The 22,015-nt window shown below is 69.0% G+C and carries 13 protein-coding genes; 9 read left to right on the forward strand and 4 right to left on the reverse strand.

The features are described 5' to 3' along the window. The first annotated feature begins 116 nt into the window (after positions 1 to 116). The 3 genes from treZ (at position 117) to CYFUS_RS04155 (ending at position 4,614) form a co-directional block, all read left to right on the forward strand. The gene (treZ, locus tag CYFUS_RS04145) at positions 117 to 1,961 is read left to right on the forward strand and encodes a malto-oligosyltrehalose trehalohydrolase (RefSeq protein ID WP_420042681.1); all 1,845 of its coding nucleotides are present in this window, start codon (positions 117 to 119) and stop codon (positions 1,959 to 1,961) included. A 110-nt stretch (positions 1,962 to 2,071) separates the two neighbouring features. Further along, positions 2,072 to 3,544 carry an ATPase domain-containing protein gene (locus CYFUS_RS04150; RefSeq protein WP_232537355.1) on the forward strand — a complete coding sequence of 491 codons (1,473 nt, stop codon included), beginning with the start codon at positions 2,072 to 2,074 and terminating at the stop codon, positions 3,542 to 3,544. Then, the gene (locus CYFUS_RS04155) at positions 3,541 to 4,614 is read left to right on the forward strand and encodes a hybrid sensor histidine kinase/response regulator (RefSeq protein ID WP_095984048.1); all 1,074 of its coding nucleotides are present in this window, start codon (positions 3,541 to 3,543) and stop codon (positions 4,612 to 4,614) included. Before CYFUS_RS04150 ends, CYFUS_RS04155 begins: the two co-directional genes overlap by 4 nt. A gap of 14 nt (positions 4,615 to 4,628) precedes the next feature. On the opposite strand, the gene CYFUS_RS04160 is transcribed toward CYFUS_RS04155, so the two are convergent. The 3 genes from CYFUS_RS04160 to CYFUS_RS04170 form a co-directional block, all read right to left on the reverse strand. Beyond that, the gene (locus tag CYFUS_RS04160; RefSeq protein ID WP_095984049.1) at positions 4,629 to 6,176 is read right to left on the reverse strand and encodes a serine/threonine protein kinase; all 1,548 of its coding nucleotides are present in this window, start codon (positions 6,174 to 6,176) and stop codon (positions 4,629 to 4,631) included. 92 nt (positions 6,177 to 6,268) lie between these two features. Continuing rightward, positions 6,269 to 7,018 (reverse strand): ABC transporter permease, encoded by a 750-nt coding sequence (locus CYFUS_RS04165; RefSeq protein ID WP_232537356.1) that lies wholly within the window; start codon positions 7,016 to 7,018, stop codon positions 6,269 to 6,271. Positions 7,019 to 7,029: 11 nt separating this feature from the next. After that, positions 7,030 to 8,013 (reverse strand): ABC transporter ATP-binding protein, encoded by a 984-nt coding sequence (locus tag CYFUS_RS04170; RefSeq protein WP_095984051.1) that lies wholly within the window; start codon positions 8,011 to 8,013, stop codon positions 7,030 to 7,032. 154 nt (positions 8,014 to 8,167) lie between these two features. Between CYFUS_RS04170 and ettA the strand changes: the two genes are divergently transcribed. Next, entirely contained in the window at positions 8,168 to 9,847 is a 1,680-nt protein-coding gene (gene ettA, locus CYFUS_RS04175) for an energy-dependent translational throttle protein EttA (protein ID WP_095984052.1), read from the forward strand. 88 nt (positions 9,848 to 9,935) lie between these two features. Here ettA and CYFUS_RS04180 read toward each other — a convergent pair whose 3' ends face one another. After that, positions 9,936 to 11,156 carry an amidohydrolase family protein gene (locus CYFUS_RS04180; protein ID WP_095984053.1) on the reverse strand — a complete coding sequence of 407 codons (1,221 nt, stop codon included), beginning with the start codon at positions 11,154 to 11,156 and terminating at the stop codon, positions 9,936 to 9,938. 202 nt (positions 11,157 to 11,358) lie between these two features. On the opposite strand from CYFUS_RS04180, the gene CYFUS_RS04185 reads away from it, so the two are divergent. From CYFUS_RS04185 to CYFUS_RS04205, 5 genes are all read left to right on the forward strand, one after another. Beyond that, the gene (locus CYFUS_RS04185; RefSeq protein WP_157758229.1) at positions 11,359 to 11,580 is read left to right on the forward strand and encodes a hypothetical protein; all 222 of its coding nucleotides are present in this window, start codon (positions 11,359 to 11,361) and stop codon (positions 11,578 to 11,580) included. Between the two features lie 28 nt (positions 11,581 to 11,608). Then, the gene (locus tag CYFUS_RS04190) at positions 11,609 to 13,858 is read left to right on the forward strand and encodes a TOMM precursor leader peptide-binding protein (RefSeq protein ID WP_095984055.1); all 2,250 of its coding nucleotides are present in this window, start codon (positions 11,609 to 11,611) and stop codon (positions 13,856 to 13,858) included. A 23-nt stretch (positions 13,859 to 13,881) separates the two neighbouring features. After that, a complete protein-coding gene (locus CYFUS_RS04195; RefSeq protein ID WP_157758230.1) occupies positions 13,882 to 15,330 on the forward strand; it encodes a SagB family peptide dehydrogenase in 1,449 nt (482 codons plus the stop codon). Between the two features lie 73 nt (positions 15,331 to 15,403). Then, positions 15,404 to 19,198 carry a serine/threonine-protein kinase gene (locus CYFUS_RS04200; RefSeq protein WP_198316451.1) on the forward strand — a complete coding sequence of 1,265 codons (3,795 nt, stop codon included), beginning with the start codon at positions 15,404 to 15,406 and terminating at the stop codon, positions 19,196 to 19,198. After that, on the forward strand, positions 19,198 to 22,014 hold the full coding sequence (locus CYFUS_RS04205) for a DUF4135 domain-containing protein (protein ID WP_095984058.1): 2,817 nt from the start codon (positions 19,198 to 19,200) through the stop codon (positions 22,012 to 22,014). Before CYFUS_RS04200 ends, CYFUS_RS04205 begins: the two co-directional genes overlap by 1 nt. The last annotated feature ends 1 nt before the right edge of the window (position 22,015 follow it).

Genomic DNA, 22,015 nt, shown 5'->3' on the forward strand with positions numbered 1-22,015 from the left:
CCGCTCTCGGAGGGGGCATCCACCGGACGTTCTCCAGGGTCACCAGTGAACATCTTCCATACGGACGGATGCGCTCGGGACTCCCATGCACGAAGCGGGTGGGTAAGTAGCTCTCCATGGATAGAACGATGAAGGCGCGGGCAGCGGTGCCGCGTCTGGGCGCGTGGGTGGAGCCGGGGACGGGCGTGCGGTGGCGGGTCTGGGCTCCCGGACATCAGAAGCTCGAGGTGGTGTTGTTCGGGCCCCAGGGGCAGCCAGGCGACACGCTGCCGATGACTCGTGAAAGCGGTGACTTCTTCACCGCCACGCTCGCCGGGAAGGGAGCCGGCGTGCGCTACAAGCTCCGGGTGGATGGTGAGGGCCCCTTCCCGGACCCCTGGAGCCGCTCGCAGCCCGAGGGCGTGCATGGTCCCTCCGAGGTGGTGGTGCCCGACTTCGCCTGGAAGGACGGCGATTGGAAGGGAGTGGACCCCCGGTCCCAGGTCATCTACGAAATCCACGTGGGCACGGCCACGCCCGAGGGGACCTTCGACGCGCTCATCCCCCGGCTGCGCGCGTTCAAGGAGCTGGGGGTGACGACGCTGGAGCTCCTGCCGCTCGCGAGCACTCCCGGCACGCGCAACTGGGGCTATGACGGCGTGTCGCTCTTCGCGCCCTCGGCCGTGTATGGCGGCCCCGAGGGACTGCGGCGCCTCATCGACGCGGCGCACGCGCACGGGCTCGGGGTGCTCATCGACGCCGTCTACAACCACTTCGGTCCGGACGGGAACTACCTGCGCTGCTTCTCGCCCCACTACTTCACCGACCACCACCACACGCCCTGGGGCGAGGCCATCAACTACGACGGCGAGGGCTCCGACGTGGTGCGCGAGCTGGTGCTCTCCAACGTGGAGATGTGGATCGGCGACTACCACGCGGACGGCCTGCGCCTGGACGCGGCGCACGCCATCATCGACGACAGCTCGCCCCACCTGCTGGAGGAGATTCCCCAGCGGGCGCGGGCCGCGGCGCGGGGCCGGAGCGCGGTCGTCATCGCCGAGGACGATCGCAACGACACGCGCCTGGCGCGGCCCGTGGAGAAGAAGGGCCTGGGGCTGGATGGCATCTGGGCGGATGATCTCCACCACCAGCTGCGCCGGGCCTTCGCCGGTGACAGCGAGGGCTACTACGCGGACTACACGGGCAGCGTGGAGGACATCGCGCGCACGCTGCGCCAGGGCTGGTTCTACGAGGGGCAGACGTCCCAGGTGCACAAGAAGGCCCGGGGCACCCCCGCGAGCGAGCTGGAGCCGTGGCACTTCGTGCACTGCATCCAGAATCACGATCAGATCGGCAACCGGGCGCAGGGCGAACGGCTGGGAGCGGATGTCTCCCCGGCGGCCTTCCGCGCCATGAGCACGCTGTTGTTGCTCTCGCCCTACACGCCCCTGCTCTTCCAGGGGCAGGAGTGGAACGCGAGCACGCCCTTTCTCTACTTCACCGATCACAACGCCGAGCTGGGCAGGCTCGTGACCGAGGGGCGGCGCAAGGAGTTCGCCGGCTTCTCGAAGTTCTCGGGCAACGAGGTGCCGGATCCCCAGGCGCTGGAGACCTTCACCCGCTCGAAGCTCGACTGGAACGAGGCGAGCAGGCCCGCGCATGCCGGGGTGCTCGCGCTCTACCGGGAGCTGCTGCGGCTGCGTGCCCGGGAGCCGATCCTCAAGGCCAACCGCCGGGGCTCCTTCGACGCGAGACCCCTGGGGCAGAACGCGCTGGTATTGGAGCGACGGGGACCGGGAGGCACGTTCCAGGTCTTCGTCAATGTGAAGGGCGGCCTGGAGCACCGCGTGCCCGCCGGCGCGCGTCTGGAGTTGTGGAGCGAGGAGTCCCGGTTTGGCGGCGCCTCCACGCATTCTCCGTTGAGCGGGGGAGTGCTCCGGCTCGACGGGCCCTCGGCCGCGGTGGTGCGTCTGGAGGGGTGAGCGCGAGGAGGGGGGCCGGGCAGGCGTGTACGGGCATGGGCGGAAGTCGTTCCATGCTAGGAGATTTGGCGCCCAGCAGCCCCCTTCCTGTTCGCGGCGAGCAAGCCATCATGGATACATCCAATTACCAGCAGATCTTCTCTTCTGGCGTTCCGAGCTTCGATCTGCTGCTGGGCGGCGGCATCCCTCGGCGCCAGTCGGTCATCATCACGGGGAACCCCGGTTGCGGGAAGACGATCCTGTGCGGTCAGGTGGCCTTCCGCACCGCCGCGCGCGGTATCCCCGTGGTGCTGGCCACCGTCACCTCCGAGCCTCACGACAAGCTGGTCCAGGCCCTCTCCGGCTTTTCCTTCTTCGATCGCGGGCTGCTGGGCGACAAGCTCTTCCTCGTGAGCGCCTATGCCTCGCTCAAGAAGGGCGCCAAGGAGGCACGCGACATCCTGCTGCACACCGTGCGCGAGCGCGGCGCCAGGCTGCTCTTCATCGACGGACTGCGCTCCATCCGCGACCTGTGGCAGGACGAGGCGAAGCTGCGCGAGTTCCTCTACGAGCTGGGCATCGGGCTGGCCGCGATGGACTGCATCGGGCTGTTCACCACCGAGTACGCCCTGGAGAAGTTGCTGGCGCTGCCGGAGGCCACGACGGTGGATGGCATCGTGGCGTTGGATGTCCTGCGCCAGGGGGGGCGCCGCCTGCGCCGGATGGAGGTGGTCAAGCTGCGCGGCCGGGACCACCTGACCGGTGAGCACTTCATGCAACTGGGGCGCGATGGCGTGCAAGTCATCCCCCGTCTGGAGGCCCAGGTGCCCTCCGATCTCGAGGTCGCCCCGCCATCCACCCGGTCCAGCTTTGGCCTGCCCGAGTTCGATGCCCTGCTGCATGGGGGCCTGCCCGCGTACAGCACGACGCTGCTCGCGGGCAGCATGGGCATTGGCAAGACCCTGCTCGCCACGCACTTCGCCGCGCAAGGGGCCCGGCAGGGAGAGAAGACGCTCTTCGTGTCCTTCTTCGAGCCCCCGGTGTTGTCGGTCGCCCGGGCGCGGCGCATCGGTCTCGAGGTGGCGGAGGACGTGTCACGCGGGGCGCTGAACATGCTCCACCTGCCTCCGTCCGAGCTGGAAGCCGATGCCATCGCCCATCGCCTCCTGGAGGAGGTGGCGCGGTTGGGCGTGCAGCGGCTCGTGGTGGACGGTCTGTCCGAGCTGGAGCGGTCCATCTGCGACCCCGAGCGCCGGCACACCTTCATGGCCGCGCTCAGCGTGCATCTGCGCCGCGCGGGCGTGACGTCCCTGTTCACCAAGGAAGTGTCGAAGGTGGCCGGCACCGAGCTGGACTTCAATGACTCGCCCATCGCGATGCTCGGCGAGAACCTGGTGCTGTTGCGCTACGTGGAGTTGCGCGGGCGCATCCATCGCGTCCTGTCCATCCTCAAGATGCGCGACAGCCGGTACGACGGGGACCTGCGCGAGTTCGAGATCAGGGACGAGGGCATCCGGGTGCTGGCGCCCATGCGCTCGGCGGAGGGGTTGCTGACGGGACAGGCCCGTGCCGTGGGCACGAGCATTGGAGGGGTATCGACATGAGCCTCGTTCTCATCGCCGAGGACGAGGACGCGATGCTCGACATCTTCGCGCAGATCGTGGAGGACCTGGGCCACCGCGCCCTCAGGGCCCACGATGGGGAAGAGGCGCTGCTGCTGGCCCGGACGCAGCCGCCGGAACTCGTGGTGAGCGACCACATGATGCCCCGGCGCACCGGCATGGAGCTGCTGCGCGAGCTGCGCGCGGACACGGCGCTGCGCGAGGTGCCCTTCCTGCTCTTGAGCGCCGCGCGCCCGCCGGGTCTGGAAGAGGCCACGGAGTTTCTCGCCAAGCCCGTGGACCTCGACACCTTCGAGACCGCCGTGCGCCGGCTGCTGCGCGTGCGTCCCGCCACGGACGTGGCACCGGAGGCCAGACCCGGCGCGGTGCACCCCGACGGAGTCATGCGCGAGGAGATGCTCAACTGGGTGGCGCATGAAATCAAGACGCCCCTGAGCTCCGCGCGGCTCAACGCCCAGATGCTGCTGCGCAAGCAGACGACGCGAGCGGACCCCGACGAGCGCAAGCACGCCGAGGCCATCCTGCGGCAGCTCGACCGGATGACCGGCCTCGTCACCTCCATCCTCGATGCGGCCCGCCTCTCCGATGGCAAGCTGATGATTCGCCAGGAGAACGGGGACTTCGCCTCGTTCCTCCAGGGAGTGGTGCGGGAGTGGCGGGAGTTGCAGCCCCAGGTGGACTTCCGCCTGGTGGGCACGGAGCAGCCGCTCCCGCTCTCCTTCGATTCGGAGCGCGTGCGCAACATCCTCAACAACCTCCTGTCCAACGCGGTGAAGTACGGGGGCGAGCGCAAGCATGTCGAGGTGACGCTGTCGCTCTCGCCCGGGCTCGCCGTCGTCCACGTGCGCGACTGGGGCCAGGGCATCGCCGCTTCGGAGTTGCCCAACATCTTCGAGCGCTTCCACCGCGCGGAGGACTCGGGAGGCAGCGGGCATGGACTGGGGCTGTACATCGCCTCGGCGATCGCCCGGCTGCACGGGGGCTCGCTCGGCGCGAAGTCGAGCCTCGGCGAGGGCTCCACCTTCAGCCTGCGGCTTCCCCTCGGGCACTAGGCCGCGCGGGGCCCTCAGCGGCCCAGCTTGATGTCGAGCGGGGGCGCGCCCCGGCGTGGGGGCTTCTGCGCCGCCTGCCGGGGGCGCAGCTTCACGGACAGCTCGGGGGCATCTCCGGCGGACACCCGCCGCGACGTGGGCTCATACCCCTCCAGCGTCAGTGCCAGCGTCACCGGTGGCGCGTCCGGCTCCAGGGGCAGCTCCAGCGGCGTCTCCCCGTAGGGCGCTCCCTCCACCTCGACCCGTGCGCCCGCCGGCTCCGAGCGCACCGTGAGCGTCACCGGCCGTGACTGCGGCTCGGCAGGCACCGCGCGCGACGGGGCGGAGAGCATGATGGGAGGAGGGGCCGGGGCGGGCTTCTCCTGGCGCAGGAGGATGACGGCGGCTCCTCCGGCCAGCAGCGACACGCCGATGCCCATCGCCGCCCAACCCCACCTCACGCGCCGCCGGGGTGCCTCGGGTGAGACGGTGCGCGTGACATGCACCCGCTTCCCGGACTCGCCGGTGTGGGTGGTGGGCGTGAGGGGAGCGACCGTCTGGGACTGCGAGCGCGCGTCGCTGCCGCTGCGCGAGGTGTTGGACCGGGCGTCCAGGTCCGAGTCCTCGTTGAGCTGATCCAGGGAGGCGGGGTTGGCCTCGTTGGCGATGCGCTCGGCGTACAGCTCCCGAAGCCAGGCGGACAGGTGCGCGCTGCTGGCGGACAGCCGGTTCTGGACGATGAAGTCCTCGAGGGCCAGCCGGAACGCTCCGCAATCCGGAAAGCGCGCCTCGGGCGTGGGGCTCAGCGCCCGGAGCACGAGCGCGTCCAGCCCGGCGGGCAGCGCGGGGTTGAGCAGGGAGGGCGGGGGCACCTGGCAGTCGCGCACCAGCCGCAGCGTCATCAGGTCCGACTCGCCCTTGAAGAGCCGGTGGCCCGTGAGCAGCTCCCACAGCACCACACCCAGGGCGAACAAATCACTGCGCGCGTCCACGGGCCGGCCATCCGCCTGCTCGGGCGACATGTAGGGGTACTTGCCCTTGAGCACCCCGGTGGCCGTCGTCGAGGCGCTCCCGGCGGCCTTGGCCACGCCGAAGTCGATGACCTTCACCCCGCCATCGAAGCCCACCAGGATGTTCTGCGGCGACACGTCCCGGTGCACCAGGTGGAGCAGCCGGCCCTCGGCGTCGCGCGCCTGGTGGGCGTGGTGCAGCCCCGCGGCCGCCTCCGCCACGATGCGCAGCGTCAATCCCACCGGCACGGGGGTGCCCCGCGCCCGCGCGAACCTGTCCAGCCGCCGCACGTCCTCTCCCTGGACGTACTCCATGGCCAGGCAGTAGCGGCCCTCGACCTGTGCCCACTCGAGGATGGTGATGAGGTTGGGGTGGCGCAGCCCCGCCACCAGTTGCGCCTCTTCCTGGAACATGGCCAGGAAGTCCTCGTCCTCGGCCAGGTGGGGCAACACCCGCTTGATGACCACCAGCCGCTCGATTCCCCCACCGTGCTCGCGCGCCAGGAACACCTGCCCCATCCCACCGGACGCAATCTTGCGCAGCAAATGATATTTACCGAGGGGTACCGCCATGCTTCGCCAACATAGCGTGGCTTTCAAGAATCCGCGAACGCCCCAACTCGCTCCTCGTACGGAGGAGCAAGGGGAGCGTCCACCACAAGCCCTCAGGCTTTCAATTTGTAGCCAGAGCGCAACGCCGCCCAGGCCAGGGCCGTCGCCACGAGCGCCACCGCCAGCAGGATGGTTCCTCCCCACAGCGGCGAAAAGCCACTGCTGCCCAGCATCCCGTAGCGCAACCCCTCCACCATGTAGACGATGGGATTGAAAAGGCTTACGTGGTTCCAGGGCGTAGGCAGTTCGCGCACCGAGTAGAACACCCCGCCGAGGAAGGTGAGCGGCAGCATGACGAAGGTGGGGAAGAAGTTCACCTGCTCGAACTTCTCGGCCCACACCGCCGCGAGCACGCCCAGCACGCTGAAGGTGTAGGAGGACAGCAGCAGGAAGAGGAACGTGGCGGGCACGTGCGCGAGCTGGAAGCCGGTGAAGAGCGTGGCCACCACCCAGGTGAGCAGGCCCACCATCAGCCCGCGCACCATGGCGCCCCCGATGAAGCCGGCGAGCAGCTCCAGCGGACCCAGGGGGACCACGAGCAGGTCCACGATGGTGCCCTGAATCTTGTTGATGAAGAGCGAGGAGGAGCTGTTGAGGAAGGAGTTGTTGGCCAGGCCCAGGAAGACGAGCCCCGGGACGATGAAGGACAGGTAGGGCACCCCCTCCACCTCGTGGGCTCCCCGCCCGGACAGCGAGTAGCCGAAGACGAGGAAGTAGAGCGAGGTGCTGATGAGCGGTGAGAGGACCGTCTGGCCCGGCACGCGCATGAAGCGGCGGACCTCCTTCACCAACAGGGTCTTCATCCCAATCGTGTTCATGGCGTGGCGGTGGCGGGGGCGAGGGCGTTGAGCGCGGCGGCGGCGCTGGCGGCGGGTTTGCCGCGGAGGATCTCGATGAGGATGTCTTCCAGGCGGGAGCTGCGCGTCTCCACGTTGCCCACCGGGAAGCCCTGCGTGTACAGCAGACGCAGGACGTCATTGCCCGGCAGACCGCCCTCGCGCTCGGGGTAGGTGAGCGTGAGGCCGTCCGCGGAGAGCGTGGCGCCCGCCTGGCGCGCGGGCTCGGGGGGCGTGCTCACCGGCGTGGTGAAGGTGACGATGAGGCGCTTCTCGCCCAGGCGGCGCAACAGCGTCGTCTTGTCCTCCACGAGCAGGAGCTTCCCCTCGTTGATGACGCCCACCCGGTCGGCCAGCTCCTCGGCCTCCTCCAGGTAGTGCGTGGTGAGCACGATGGTGGTGCCCTCGGCGGCGAGCCGACGCACGTAGTTCCACAGGTCGCGCCGCAGCTCCACGTCCACGCCCGCGGTGGGCTCGTCCAGGAAGACCAGCTTCGGCTTGTGCACCAGCGCCTTGGCGATGAGCAACCGGCGCTTCATGCCGCCCGAGAGCGCCCGGGTGATGGCGTCCGCCTTTTGGGTGAGGTTGAGCGCGGCGAGCACCTCCTTCACCCGGGCCTCGTCCCGCGGCTGCCCGTAGTAGCCCTGCTGGATGTAGAGCGACTCGGCCGCCGTGAAGAAGGGGTCGAAGTTCACCTCCTGGGGCACGAGGCCGATCTGGTAGCGCGGGCGCACCGGATCCTCGTCCAGGTCCTGTCCGAAGACGAGCACCTTGCCACTCGTCTTCTTCACCAGCCCGCAGACCGAGCCGATGAGCGTCGTCTTGCCGGCTCCGTTGGGGCCGAGCAGGGCGAAGATCTCCCCGGGGCGGATGCTGAGGGTGACATCGGACAGGGCGGTGAGCTTGTTGTCGCCATAGGTCTTGGAGAGACCTCGGAGCTCGAGCGCGGGAGGGGGGGACATGATGGCAGGGGCTTTAGCACTCCCGCCGAGTGTCCTGGCAGCGTTTTGATGCTCGCTGGACGCCATCGCACCGTCCGTGCGTCTTGCGCCCGCCGTGGCTCCTTAGTATCCGCCTGCGTCCCGTCACCCAGCCGCAAGAGAGCGAGAGAGCACGATGGCCCAGAACTTCATCTTCACCATGCAGGACTTGCGCAAGGTCAAGGGAGGCAAGGACATCCTCAAGGGCATCTACCTGTCCTTCTTCCCGGGCGCGAAGATCGGCGTCATCGGCCCCAACGGTTCCGGTAAGTCGACGCTGCTGCGCATCATGGCCGGCGTGGACAAGGAGTTCTTCGGCGTGGCCAAGCCGGACCCGAGCGCGCGCGTGGGCTACCTGGCCCAGGAGCCGCAGCTCGACCCGACCCTGGACGTGAAGGGCAACGTGGAGCTGGGCCTCAAGCCCATCCGCGTGCTGCTGGATCGCTTCAACGAGGTGAGCGCCAAGTTCGCCGAGCCCATGGACGACGCCGCCATGGAGAAGCTGCTGGCCGAGCAGGGCCGGCTGCAGGACGCCATCGACGCGAGCAACGGCTGGGAGTTGGATCGCACCCTGGAGATGGCCATGGACGCGCTGCGTCTACCGCCCGGGGACGCGGACGTGACGAAGCTGTCCGGTGGCGAGAAGCGCCGCGTGGCGCTCTGTCGCATCCTCCTGGAGAAGCCGGACCTGCTGCTGCTCGACGAGCCGACCAACCACCTGGACGCCGAGAGCGTGGCGTGGCTGGAGCAGGCCCTCAAGGAGTACAAGGGCACCATCGTCTGCATCACCCACGACCGCTACTTCCTCGACAACGTGGCCGAGTGGATCCTGGAGCTGGACCGCGGCGAGGGCGTGCCCTGGAAGGGCAACTACTCGAGCTGGCTGGAGCAGAAGCAGAAGCGGCTGGAGCTGGAGGAGAAGACGGAGAGCGCGCGGCAGAAGACGCTCAAGCGCGAGCTCGAGTGGGTGCGCGCCTCGCCCAAGGCGCGTCAGGCCAAGAGCAAGGCGCGCATCGCGGCGTACGAGCAGCTGCTCAACCAGACGCAGGAGAAGCGCGACCCCACGGGCGAGGTGACGATTCCGCCCGGGCCGCAGCTGGGCGGGCTGGTGGTGGAGGCCAAGGGGCTGCGCAAGGCGTTCGGGGACCGGCTGCTCATCGAGGACCTGAACTTCAAGCTGCCGCCGGGCGGCATCGTGGGCATCATCGGACCGAACGGCGCGGGCAAGACGACGCTGTTCCGGATGCTCACGGGCGTGGAGAAGCCGGACGGGGGCGAGCTGCGCATCGGCGAGACGGTGAAGCTGGCGTACGTGGACCAGAGCCGCGACGCGCTGAATGGGGACAAGAGCGTCTTCGAGGAGGTGAGTGGCGGGCTGGACTTCCTGGACCTGGGCCGGGCGGGACAGATGCCGAGCCGCGCGTACCTGGCGGGCTTCGCCTTCAAGGGGCAGGATCAGCAGAAGCGGGTGAAGGATCTGTCGGGCGGCGAGCGCAACCGGGTGCACCTGGCGAAGATGCTCAAGAGCGGCGGCAACGTGCTCTTGCTCGACGAGCCGACGAACGACCTGGACGTGGAGACGTTGCGCAGCCTGGAGGAGGCGCTGCTCAACTTCGCGGGCTGCGCGGTGGTCATCAGCCACGACCGCTGGTTCCTGGACCGCATCGCCACGCACATCCTGGCGTTCGAGGGCGACAGCCGGGTGTTCTTCTTCGAGGGCAACTTCGAGGACTACGAGGCGGACAAGAAGAAGCGCCTGGGCCCCGAGGCCCTGGAGCCGCACCGCATCCGCTACCGCCCGCTCACCAAGAGCTGAGCGGCGCGGGCGTCACGGCCCCTCTCCCGGATGGAGAGAGGGGCCGGTGGGGTTGCTCACGCCGGCATGTCTGGAGTTGAGCCGGACGTCAGCTCCGCCCCTCGTAGAAACGGCAGCCATTGTCCCAGAGGACCCGTCTGGCGACCGCGGGAGTGAGCCGCTCCACGAGCAGGGCGCTGTCCTCGCGGATGCGGGGGGGATGATCGACGTGGGGGTAGTCCGAACCGAAGAGGACGCACCCCTCGCCGACCCTGTCGATGACCAGCTCGATTCCAGGCTCGTTCGCCTCGCAGGTGATGAAACATTGCCGCCGGAAGTAGTCCGAGGGCTTCATCCGCACGTTGTCCCGGAGCTCCCATTTCATGTCTGCGTATTTGGCGTCGAGGCGCGACAGCCAATAGGGGAGCCAACCACAGCCCGCCTCCAGGAACCCGACGCGAAGCCTTGGATGGCGTTCGAGCACTCCCCCCTCGATGAGCGCCAGCAGGGCCGTCATCTGCTCCAGGGGGTGGGAGCAGACGTGTCTCGCGAAGTGCGTCTGGAAGCGATCGCTCCCCAGCGTGGGGACCCGGGCGTGGGTTCCCTCATGCACGCCGACCGCCACATCCAGTTCTTCACATCGCGTCCAGAAGCGCTCGTGGGCGGGATCGCTCAACATCCGTCCACGCACGGGATTGGGACGGAGCATCACGGCCTTCCAACCCCAGGAGGCGACCCGCTCCAGCTCGGAGACCATCTGCTCCGGATCGTGTTGGCACAGCGCTCCCACCCCGCGCAGGAAGTCCGGTGCATGGGCGCTGAACTCCCGGAGCCAGTCGTTGTACGCGCGCACCAGTGCCGCGGTCAGCGCGGGGTCGAGCGTGTCCACGGCGAACAGGAAGAGCCCCTTCGTCGGGTACAGATAGGCACGCTCCACGCCCATGGCGCTCAGCGTGTCCACGTGCGAGGCCGCGTCATACCCCGCCAGCATCTGCGGCAGATAATGCACGAGCGCCTGCATGGCGCCGCGATGCCAGACACTCTGGGCCACGGGCCCCAGCAGCAGCTCGCCGTCGAGCTCCATGTTGTGGAAGCCAGGGCTCGACATGTCGAGCGCCCGCTGCACCGCCTCGGGGGAGAGCCCCTGCCTGGCGCATGCATAATGGAAACGCGCCTGCTGCACGACGTCGCCGAGCTCCTCCTCCTGGGAGCGCCGGGCCTCACGGAACGTGGGCGCGCGCGACTGGAAGGCGGACTCCAGGTATTTGTTCCACAGGTTCAAGGGCTCAATCACGTGTGCTTCTGAATCCAGGATGGGCAGAGATGCCATGACTTGAGTTTCCTCGACCGCACGCGAAAACAGCTCAAGTTTTCCTGCGTTGACAGGCAGGGGCGAGCGTGGTTAGGTCGTGTCCTCTCGCGCTACCCTCTACGGTGGTCAGATGACGGATCGCAGCGTGTCGGATGCGAATGCATCCTGGAAGCGGACATGGCCCAAGATCGTGGCGAGGGCATGGGCAGACGATGCTTTCATGGAGCGGCTGAAGCGGGATCCGTTGAGTGTGGCCAAGGAGTATGATTTGCCCATCATCGAGGACGCCGCGTATCAGGTCGTCGTCTACGATAATCCCGCCTCGGTGATTTCCGTGATTCTGAGTATTCCTCCGAAACCGGGGGACTTGCAGGACGAGAGCCTGGAGGCGCTTTCCGCGTACGCCGAGAGGACGAACTGCGCCAACTCGAGCACGGCTTGAGGGTTGTCGCAGGTGGTATCATCGCCGCATGGCTGTTCCCCGGATTCCTGTCTTCAGTCGACACCTCCAGGTCGAGTCCATCGAATCCGTAGGTGTATTCCTGCTCACCGATGAGGATGTCGTCTGGCTTGGCGGGGAGCTTTATCAGGCACTGGTGCCCCTGGCCGATGGTCAGCGCTCACAGGATGATATCGTCGCGGCGCTGGAGCCCCGCTACACGGCCGCGAAGGTGTATTACGCGCTGGAACGTCTGACACGGAAGGGTTACCTCGTCGAGGCGGCTCCTGGAATCCCTCCCGAGGACGTCGAGTATTGGAATGGATTGGGCGTGGACGCCACCAGCGGAGCCAGGGCCCTGGCTTCGTCGCGGGTGTCCCTGGTTCGGTCCGGGAATGCAACGCTCGACACGGTCCTGGAGGAGGCGCTCGAGGCGGCGGGCATCCCGCTCGTCGAGCATGGCGGTGGTTTGACCCTCGTCGTCGCCGATGACTATCTGAATCCTTCCCTCGCGGAGCTGAACCAGCGGGCGCTGCGCTCCGGCGGGCCCTGGGTGCTGGCCCGGCTCACGGGCAAGGTGGCCTGGCTCGGCCCCTGGTTCGTGCCAGGGAAGACGGCGTGCTGGGAGTGTCTGGCCCAGCGCCTGCGCACCAACCGCCTCGTCCTCAAGTTCATCGAGGAGCGCCGCGGCCAGGGCTTCCTGTCCCAGCCGGGCCGTGGTTCCAGCGAGAGCTCCCTGCGCGCGGCGGCCTCCCTGCTGGCCATGGCCATGGTCCGAGGTCTCGTCACCGGGAAGAGCGGGCTCGAGGACGTGCTCGTCACGCTGGACATGATGGCGCTCCAGACCGAGCACCACACGGTTGTCCATCGCCCGCAGTGTCCCGCATGTGGCAATCCCAGACTCATGGAGGAGCGGCAGCTCCGCCCCCTCCAGCTCGAATCCCAGCGCAAGCGCTTCACCCAGGATGGGGGGCACCGGCTCACCAGCCCCGAGGAGACGTTGCGCCTCCACCAACACCACGTCAGCCGGCTCACGGGAGTGGTCCAGCAGCTCAAACCCATACACACCGGGCAGGGCGAGCTCGCGCCCATCATCGACTCCGGGCCCAACTTCGCCCGTCGTAGTCAGGAGTTGGACCTGCTCAGGCAGACGCTGCGCAATCGGAGCACCGGCAAGGGAAAGACGTGGGCCCAGGCCCGGGCCAGCGGGCTGTGCGAGGCCATCGAGCGCTACTGCGGCGTGTTCCAGGGAGACGAAGCCCGGCGCTGGGACACGTTCCGGGGACTCGGGGAGGAGGCGCTCCCTCCCCAACTCCTGCTCGGCTTCAGCGAACGGCAGTACCGCATCCGAGAGCACTGGAACGCCACGAGCGCCTCGCGCATCCACCGGGTTCCCCACCCCTTCGACGAGGGCCAGCGCGTGGAATGGTCGCCCGTGTGGTCCCTGACGCAGCGGAGGATGCGCTACGTGCCCACGGCCTATTGCTATTACGGCTACTCGGACGGCGCTCCCGCCTTCTGCTGGGCGGACTCCAACGGGTGCGCCGCTGGCAACAGCCTGGAAGAGGCCATCCTCCAGGGCTTCCTCGAGCTGGCGGAGCGGGATGCGGTGGCCCTCTGGTGGTACAACCGGGTGCGCCGCCCGCGCGTGCGCCTGGAGGACTTCGACGAGCCGTATTGCCACGAGCTGGCGAAGTCCTATCAGCGCATGGGCCGCGAATTCTGGGTCCTGGACCTCACGACCGATCTGGGCATTCCCACGTTCGCGGCCATCTCGCGCGATGTGACACGTGCGCCCGAGCGGATCAGCATGGGCTTCGGCGCCCACCTGGAGGCCCGTCTTGGCATCCTCCGGGCGTTGACCGAGATGAACCAGTTCCTTCCGCTGCTGGAGCTCGCGGCCGCGGGAGCCCCTCCTGGCGAGTCCGAGTTCACCCGGTGGCTCGAGACGGCCACCCTGGCCTGGCATCCCTACCTGGTTCCGGCGGAGGGGGCGCTCGCGGACACCGCCGCGTACCTGTCACAAACCGGGAGCGAGGATCTCCGCGAGGACGTGGAGCGCTGTGTCGAGAGCGCGCGGCGGCTCGGGCTGGAGACGCTGGTGCTCGACCAGACACGGCCCGATGTCGGGCTCTCGGTGGCCCGGGTCATCGTGCCTGGGTTGCGCCATATGTGGCCACGGCTGGGCCCCGGGCGTCTCTATGATGTCCCCGTGCGCCTGGGATGGCTGTCCCAGCCCACCCCCGAGGATCAGCTCAACCCGGTGGGTATCTTCATCTGAATGCGGTCATCCGAGTGAAGGCCATGTCTGATTCCAGCTCCTCGTTCCTCCACGTTGCCTTCCCCGCTGGAATCCGCATCAAACGGGGCGAGGACGGCCCTCGGCTGTGGGAGCAGGATGAACCGCTCCCCCTGGGGGTCCTGCCACGGGCAATCTGGGATGCCTTCACGTTGCTCGTGGGAGGGAGCGTTTCCGAGGAGGCACTCGTCGGGCAGGTGGAGAGGGCGGGTGGTTTCCAGGCCGTGGTGTTCCTGCATGTCATCCTGGCGAAGCTCGCGCGGCGAGGTGCTCTTCGCTATCTCGTCCAGGGTCCCGCGGGAACACTCGCCACACTGGAGCCGCTCTCTCCCCGGTTCGAGCTGTCGTCCCAGTCGCTGACCTCGGTGCGGTGGCTCCGGCTCTCGCGCTTCGCGCACGTCCGGAGGGACGGGGAGGCGCTGGTCCTCGAGAGCCCTCGCGCTCATGGCCGGGTGGTGCTTGGCCATGCGGCCGCCCTGGTGCTCCTGGCCGGGCTCGCGATGCCCGCGACGCCCGCCGCCGCGGTGGAGCGGCTCGCTCCTCACGAAGTCCCCGCCGCCCTGACCCTGTTGGAGCTCCTCTTCCGCACGGGCTTCGTCCTGGCCGCGGAGTCCGATGGGAGCACCGAGGAGGAGCGACGCCCCGCTCTGGCTCTCTGGGAGTTTCACGATCTGCTCTTCCATGCGGGCTCCCGCCGACGGCTCTATGGGCGGCGCGTGGGAGGCACCTACCGTCTGGCGGGCACGGTCGCCCCGCTTCCCGCGGTCCCTCCTCCCTCCGAGCCGGCCATCGCGCTGCCCCGCCCCGAGCTCGCGCTGCTGGCGCGGCGGGATCCACCCCTCGTCGAGGTCATGGAGCGCCGCCGCTCCCTCCGAGAGCCTGGAGCGCGGGGCCTCACGCTCGCTCACCTGGGAGAGCTGCTGTTCCGGTGCGCGCGCGTGAGGCAGGTGCGTCCAGGCGAGCGCGACGAGGAATCCAGTCGGCCCCATCCCTCCGGTGGTGCCCGCTATCCCCTGGAGACCTACGTCGTCGTGGGTGAGTGTGAGGGGATGGAGCCCGGCCTCTATCACTATGATGCCGCCGGTCACCGGCTCGAGCAGCGCGGCGGGATGTCTCCCACCGTGCGGGCCCTGTTGGCGGATGCCCAGGTGGGCTCGCATCCGCCGCGGGTCTTGTTGATCCTCGCGGCCCGGTTCGCACGGACTTCCTTCAAGTACGAGTCCATCGCCTATGCGCTCATCCTCAAGGAAGCGGGAGTCCTGCTCCAGTCCTTCTCACTGGCAGCCACGGCGATGGGACTCTCCGCCTGTGTGGTGGGGCGTGGTAACCCGGAACTTTTCGAGCACGCTGCCGCCACGGAGGGCGTGATGGAGTCCTCGGTCGCGGAGTTCGCGATCCACGGATGTACCCCTGGCGAGGGGCAGGCCTTGGCAGAGCCACACTCCAGGCCGTAACGTCCGGAGCCGCCCAACAACGGAGAGAATGATGAGCGCGGGGATCGTTGGAGAGGCTGCCAGTTCCAGCAACGTGAGCACGCCTGACGAGATCTTCCCGCCGGGATACCGGCTCGGCCGTTATGAGATTCTTCAGCGCGTTGGCGTCGGCGGCATGGGGGTTGTCTACCAGGCGCGTGACACCGAGCGCGGCACGATCGTGGCGCTCAAGACGTTGCACCGGCTGGAGCCCGGCGCGCTGCTGCGGCTGAAGAACGAGTTCCGGTTCATGGCGAACGTGAACCACCCGAACCTCGTGTCGCTCCATGAGCTGATGTCGGTGGACGATCGATGGTTCTTCACCATGGAGTACATCGACGGGGAGGATTTCTGGGTGCGGCTGCAGCGGGCCGTCCAGGAGCGTTCGGGGGCCACCGCCTTCCCGCCCTCCCACACGGTCACCTCCGTGAAGGACCTCAACCAGGATGTGACCGCCACCATGGCGAGCGTCCCGGAGGCCTCGCCCGTCGCGGAGGACGCCCCGGGCGCCGCGGCGTTCGCGGTGGCTCCGCCCCGGCCCCTGCTGCCAGCCGAGGAGATCCGCCGCATCTTCCGGCAGATCGCCCTCGCCATCGACGCACTGCACTCCGCCAGGCGGCTCCACTGTGACATCAAGCCTCGCAACGTCCTCCTGGCGCGCGACGGGCGGGTGGTGCTGGTGGACTTCGGTCTGTCGAAGAACCGCGCGGAGCCGAGTGTGAGCGAGCTGGCCGGTACCCCCGCCTACATCTCACCCGAGCAGGTCGCCGGGCTGCCCGCCTCCGAAGCCAGCGACTGGTTCTCCTTCGGGGTGATGCTCTACGAGACGCTCACCGGCAGAAAGGCCTTCTCTCGCAGCCGGCTGACGGGGGCGAAGGCCCTGAGCGAGCCGCCGTCTCTTCCTCCCTCGAAGGATGTTCCGGAGGATCTGGGCGCGCTGTGCCGCGCGCTGCTGCAGCGCGACCCCTCCCTGCGGCCCAAGGGGCACGAGGTGCTGTCCCTGTTGGGGCAGGCCACGGGCGCGCCGCTCGAGGCGGCATCTCGGGACGGCGGCCTGATTGGCCGCGAGGCGCACCTCGCCGCGCTGTGGGACGCCTACACGGCCGTGGGAATCGGCAGTCGGACGGTCGTCGTCCACGTCCACGGCCTGTCCGGCATGGGCAAGACGACGCTCGTGCACCGCTTCTTCACGGCCATTGGGGAGCAGCGTGGCGCCATCGTCCTCAGCGGGCGGTGCTACGAGCGCGAATCCGTCCCCTACAAGGCGTTCGATCCGCTCATCGACGCGCTCGCCCGCTACCTGCAGACCCTGCCCCTGGCCGAGGCACAGGCGCTGGCGCCCCAGCACCTCCCCGAGTTGTTGCGCATCTTTCCCGTGCTGCGCCAGGTGGAGGCCTTCTCTCGTGTGGAGCCCAGCCCCACGGACTCGAGTCGAGATCAACAAGAGCTCCGTCTGCGAGCCTTCCGCGGCTTCAAGGAGCTGTTGGCGCGGTTGGCCCAGAACAACCGGGTGGTCCTCCACATCGATGATCTCCAGTGGGGTGATCAGGACAGCATCATCGCGTTGGGAGAGTTGATCGATCCGCCGGACGCTCCGCGGTTGCTGTTGCTGTGCGGCTACCGCACGGGGGAGGGGGAGGCCGCGGAACTGCTCGTGGCGCACCGTGCACGCGGCGCCGTGTTGGAGAACCCGCTCGATGTGCGCGAGGTGGTCCTCGGTCCCCTCACGGAGGAGCAATCGCGCGAGCTCGCGGCCTCGTTGCTCCAGGTGGACGTGACGGATCCCCGGGTCCACGCCATCGCCCGAGAGGCGCACGGGAGCCCCTTCTTCGTCGAGGAGCTGGTCCAGTACACGCGCTCGCGGGGCGCACGGGGGCCAGAGCTGGCCTCGGTGTCGCTGGAGCAGGTGGTGCTGAGCCGGGTGGCGCAACTGCCCGAGCACGTGCGCCGCCTCCTGGAGTTGGTGGCCGTGGCGGGCAGGCCGGTGGAGCAGGGGCTCGTGTCGGACGCGGCCGGGATTCGAACGGACCCGCATGCCCCATGGACCCTCCTGCGCTCCACCAACCTGGTCCGCACCCGGGGGGCGCGGGTGGAGGATCTGGCGGAGTGCTATCACGATCGGATCCGTGAGAGCGTTTCCAACCACCTGTCGGCGCCGGTGCTCACGGCGCACCACCTGAAGCTCGCCACGCTCCTCGAGAACAAGGGCGGGGAGGAGCCGGAGTTCCTGGCGCTGCACTTCCGGGGCGCCGGTGTGCGCGAGAAGGCCGGGCGCTACGCGGCCATGGCTGGCGATCGCGCCGCGAGCGCGCTCGCGTTCGAACGCGCCGCTCAACTGTACAGGGACGCGCTGGAGTGCCTGCCCGGGGAAGCGGCGTTGGTGGAGAAGCGGGCGGACGCGCTCGTCAACGCGGGCCGGTGCGTGGAGGCCGCGCCGCTGTATCTCGATGCGGCGCGGAGTGCCCAATCCGAGGAGGCGCTCGAGTTGCGCCGGCGCGCCGCCGAGCAGTACCTGATCAGCGGGTGCATGCGGGAGGGGACCGAGATCCTCAGGCCGCTGGTGATCGAGCTGGGACTGCCGTACCCGGCGACGATCCAGGAGGCGTTGCAGGGAATCATCGAGCACTCCATCCAGTTGCAGGGCGGAGGCTATCGGCTCAAGGAGCAGCCGGAGGGAGCGGGCTCGCCGTTGTTGCTGCGCCAGGCGGATGTGGCCTGGAGCGCGTCCAAGGGCCTGGGCTCGGTGGACATCCTGCGAGGGGGCTACTACAGCACCCGCAGTACGCTGCTCTCCGCCCAGGCGGGAGACGCCCGGCGCACCGCGCGCGGGTTGGCCATTCTCGGGCTGGTCACCGTGGCGCGGGCGACGCCCGCGGATGTCGAGGCGGGCAACCACATGTTCGCCGAGGGCGAGCGCCTTCTGCGCGCTTTGGGCGACGATCCGTATCTGACGGGTTTGTACAAGGTGACGCGTGGCACGGCGGAGATGTCGCTGGGCCACTGGCGTGTCGCGGAGCGCCTGCTCACGGAGGGCGACCAGCTCTTGCAGGAGCGCTGCGCGGGCATCGCGTGGGAGCTCAGCCAGGCACGCATGTGCGACGTCTATTCGCTCTCGCAACTGGGATTGCTCCGGGAGGCGGCGAGCCGGGGGAATCGCTGGCTGAGGATCGCCGAGGAGACGGGAGATCTGTTCGGCGGGGTGTCGCTGGAGATCCACACGAGCGATGCCTTGCTGGCGGCGGACCAGCCGGAGGCCGCGCTCGAGCAGCTCCGGCGAGCGCTCTCCAAGTGGTCCTCGGAGCTGTTCACGCCCCAGAACCTCTATGGGGTCGTGGATTCGGCGAAGTGCGAGCTGTACAGGGGAGATGCCGCCGCGGCCTGGAAGGTCTTGGATGGAGCGTGGGAGACGGCGCTCGCCGCCAATGCCATGGGCTGGCAGTTCACCCGCGTGCAGGGGCTCCACTTCCACGCGGGAGCCGCGCTGGCGCTGGCGTGTCAGCGGCCCTCGGAGCGTGAGCGGATGCTGGCGAGCGTCTCCCAGGATACGCAGCAGTTGCGGCAAGAGGGCCGGCACTACTCACGCGCGTCGGCGGCGCTCCTCCTGGCTGGCGTGGCCATGACGCGAGGACAGCCCGAGGAGGCGCTCCGTGAGCTGGAGGCGGCGATCGCGGGCTTCACCGAGGCGGACATGGCGCTCTATGTCGCTTGCGCGCGCTGGCGCAAGGGGCGGTTGCTCGGTGGAGACGAGGGACGGACGCTCGTCGCCGAGGCGGAGGCCGTGATGCATGAGCAGGGCATCCGCCACGCCGAGCGCTGGGTGGACGTGTTCGCACCTGGCTTCTCCATGTGATGAGGGAAGAGCCCCCGGCCTCGCTGCATGTCCGGGTGGCACGACTCGCCACCCGGGCGGTCCCGGAGGGCAGCGCCGTGCCGGGTTGGGAGCGTGAGCTCGCGCTCTGGTTGGAGGAGGCCGAGCAGGTCGAGGACGAGGCCGTCATGGCCTGGAGCGCCACCCCGGAAGAGGCCGTGCTGGGACCGCTCCTCGTCGCCGCCGGTGTGGCCCTCTCGCGCCAGCTCGCGCACGTGGAAGTGCGGATGCTCCCTTCCGCGCATGGGGCGCTCGTGGGGCTTCTCTCCCGCCGTCTCGTGGCCACGTGCGCCCAGGTGCTGGCGTACGAGCGCCGGGCCATCGAGGCCGTGTCCGGCGGTCCCGCTCCGCTCGATGCGAGCACGAAGGGGTGGTTGCAGCGGCTGGAGGCGTACCCCGTCCTCGCCGCTCTTCTGACACGGCGCATGTTGGATTGGCGGGTGCATGTCCTCGAGATGTTGTCGCGGCTCGCCGTGGATTCGGAACTGCTGGGGAGGACGCTCTTCCACGGCGCTCCCGTGCCGTCTCTCTCGGGTGTCCTTGGAGATCTCGGCGACCTGCACGGTGGCCGCTCGGTGGCGGTCCTTCAATTCGAGGGAGGGCTTCGTGCCGTCTACAAGCCGAAGGATCTGCGCATCACGCGCGAGGCCCAGGAGTTCTGCGCCTTCCTGAACGAGCGGGGGCTGCCCCTGTCCTTGCACGTCCGCGCGGTGCTCTGCCGCGAAGGCTACACATGGGAGGAGTTCGTTCCGGCGGGGCCCTGTGAGAGCGCCGCCGCGGCCGGGCGGTTCTATTTCCGCATGGGAATGCTCGTGCGCCTGCTGCAACTGTTGGAGGGGCGGGACTTCTGGCTCGACAACGTGGTGGCGGCGGGGGAGTTCCCAGTGCTGGTGGACCTGGAGATGGTGCTTCAGCCCCGCCGGCGCATGTCCACGGAGCCGCTGGCCTCGCGGCTGGCGGAGGAGCGTCTCCACGAGTCGGTGGCGCTGCTCGGCATCCTCGCCGCTTCGCTGGTCATTGCTCCGGGTGTTCCCGCGGAGGATGTCGGGGCGCTGGCGCCGCCACGCGTTTTCATGAGCCCGTTACGGCGGGGCCACGCCCGCTGGACGCATGCTGCGCATGCTCCGATGCTGGCGGGTGAGCCCGTGAGGGCCGTGGATCACCTCGAGGCCCTCCTGGAGGGATACCGGGCGATGCACGCCCGGTTGCTCGCGAGCCGCCAGGAGTTGCTCGGGGCCGGAAGTCCGCTCGCGAGGATGGCCGGGCTGCCAGTCCGGTACATCCACCGGGATACCTGGTCGTGTCACCGGCTCATCCAGGCCGGGTTGGCACCGGCGCTGCTGGGCCAGCAGGAGCGCCGCGAGGAGGCCTTCTCCAGCCTGCTCCGCGGGGCCCGTGCCCACCCGGAGGCGGAGGCGGAATGCCGGGCGGTGCGGGCGGAAGTGGACGCCATGCGCTGGCTGGACGTGCCCTACTTCCTCTGTCATGTCGGCGGCGATGCGTTGCTCGGCGCCGACGGGCAACTGCTGCAAGAGGACTTCTTCGAGGGCGATGCGCTCTCTCGTCTGCGGCGGCGCATCCGGGAACTGGATGTATTTCCGCTCGGGAGGCATGAGGACTTGCTGCGATCGACGCTCGCGGCCGGACGGCATGCCCTGCCACCTTCGGAGCCGCTCTGGGTCGAAGAGGAAGCCTCTCCGGATTGGCTGGCGGAGGCCATCGGCGTCGGGGACACCCTGTTGGGTGAAGCGATCTCCGCGGGGGGAGCGCTGGCCTGGTTGGGAATGACATACCAGCCGCTCCACGATCTCTGGCGGCTGGATGTCCTGCCCGCGGACGTGCTGACGGGCTCGGCGGGGATCGCCCTCGTGCTCGCGAACCTCTACAGGGTGAGCGGCCTCGAGCGTTTCCGGGCCGCGGCGCTGGGTGCGCTCGAGCCGGTGCGATGGGCCGTTGCACATCCCGGCTCCGCCACTGCGCCTCTCGTCGAGACCGGTGCGTTCCGTGGCATCGGAGCGCAGCTCCATGCTCTGTACCGGTGCGGCATCGTCCTGGATGCGCCGGAGCTTCAGGAGTTGGCGAGGGCTCGTCTCGCCGCGCTTCCACTGGAGGCCCTCCTCGCGCGGACCTCGCTCGACGTGGTGTCGGGCATGACGGGCTTGCTGCTGGTCCTGCTCGCCTCCGATGAGCCTGGGGCCGCCCGGCTCGTGGTCGAGGTGCTGGAGCAGCGGCTCGCGACGGACGCCGCGCCCCCGCTGTGGCCGGGCTCTCGCACCCTGGACGGACTGCCTCCCCTGGCCGAAGGTCTGGAGCTGTGTGCCGGACGTGTGGAGAAGCGGCTCGGCTCGGCGCCACGGTGGCGGCGCTTCGCGCCAGGGGAGCGTGACACCCCCGGCGCCCTGCTGACCCGGCTCGCCGTGGCGCGCGAACAAGAACGACCCGACGGCTCGCTCCGGCCTCGAGTGCTGCGCGCGCTCGAGGAGGCTCGAGCCGCGTCCTCGGTGGCCGTCCAACTGGATGCCATCGAGCTCGCCCTGGACGCGGCCCAGACGTGGGGGGATGCCGCGCTCGCCTCACGCGCACGGCGATTCGGGGCCGCACTGCTCGCGAGGCGCCACCTCCGAGGGCGCTGGTTCCCCGAGCGCCTCGAGGCGGATGCGCATCACCTCTCGGCCATCTGGGGGCTGTCCGCCGTGGCGCACGCCTTCCTGCGCCTGCACGAGCCTCGGCTGTCTTCTCCGCGGCTGATCACGCCGGTGGAGGGAAGCGCAGGAGGGCGCCGCGAGGCTTCCCCTTGAG

Origin of the sequence: Cystobacter fuscus, assembly GCF_002305875.1 — a bacterium.
Lineage (GTDB): Bacteria > Myxococcota > Myxococcia > Myxococcales > Myxococcaceae > Cystobacter > Cystobacter fuscus_A.

Coding starts and splice junctions, on each gene's coding strand:
- treZ (WP_420042681.1), top strand. CDS start 117: ATGGATAGAACGATGAAGGCGCGGGCAGCGGTGCCGCGTCTGGGCGCG.
- CYFUS_RS04150 (WP_232537355.1), top strand. CDS start 2,072: ATGGATACATCCAATTACCAGCAGATCTTCTCTTCTGGCGTTCCGAGC.
- CYFUS_RS04155 (WP_095984048.1), top strand. CDS start 3,541: ATGAGCCTCGTTCTCATCGCCGAGGACGAGGACGCGATGCTCGACATC.
- CYFUS_RS04160 (WP_095984049.1), bottom strand. CDS start 6,176: ATGGCGGTACCCCTCGGTAAATATCATTTGCTGCGCAAGATTGCGTCC.
- CYFUS_RS04165 (WP_232537356.1), bottom strand. CDS start 7,018: ATGAAGACCCTGTTGGTGAAGGAGGTCCGCCGCTTCATGCGCGTGCCG.
- CYFUS_RS04170 (WP_095984051.1), bottom strand. CDS start 8,013: ATGTCCCCCCCTCCCGCGCTCGAGCTCCGAGGTCTCTCCAAGACCTAT.
- ettA (WP_095984052.1), top strand. CDS start 8,168: ATGGCCCAGAACTTCATCTTCACCATGCAGGACTTGCGCAAGGTCAAG.
- CYFUS_RS04180 (WP_095984053.1), bottom strand. CDS start 11,156: ATGGCATCTCTGCCCATCCTGGATTCAGAAGCACACGTGATTGAGCCC.
- CYFUS_RS04185 (WP_157758229.1), top strand. CDS start 11,359: ATGGAGCGGCTGAAGCGGGATCCGTTGAGTGTGGCCAAGGAGTATGAT.
- CYFUS_RS04190 (WP_095984055.1), top strand. CDS start 11,609: ATGGCTGTTCCCCGGATTCCTGTCTTCAGTCGACACCTCCAGGTCGAG.
- CYFUS_RS04195 (WP_157758230.1), top strand. CDS start 13,882: ATGTCTGATTCCAGCTCCTCGTTCCTCCACGTTGCCTTCCCCGCTGGA.
- CYFUS_RS04205 (WP_095984058.1), top strand. CDS start 19,198: ATGAGGGAAGAGCCCCCGGCCTCGCTGCATGTCCGGGTGGCACGACTC.